Source organism: Pseudomonas persica, from assembly GCF_900291015.1.
Taxonomy (GTDB): Bacteria; Pseudomonadota; Gammaproteobacteria; order Pseudomonadales; family Pseudomonadaceae; genus Aquipseudomonas.
Map to the genome: position 1 here is coordinate 1 of NZ_OLKL01000305.1, position 245 is coordinate 245.

At 61.2% G+C, this 245-nt stretch carries 1 pseudogene; it reads left to right on the top strand.

The window, feature by feature from the left end:
• Positions 1 to 245: pseudogene (locus FQ664_RS26675) on the top strand (acyl-CoA dehydrogenase family protein); the annotation flags it as partial.

A 245-nucleotide genomic window follows, 5' to 3' on the forward strand; every position in this document is an offset into this window, starting at 1 on the left:
CGGCCAACCTGATCGAGAGCTTCGGCAGCGATGAACAGAAACGCCTGTTTCTGCAGCCGATGATCGAAGGCCGCTACTTCGGCACCATGGCCCTGACCGAACCCCACGCTGGCTCGTCGCTGGCCGATATCCGCACCCGCGCCGAACCTGCCGGTGACGGCAGCTACCGGCTCAAGGGCAACAAGATTTTCATTTCCGGCGGAGATCACGAGCTGTCGGAGAACATCGTGCATATGGTTCTGGCC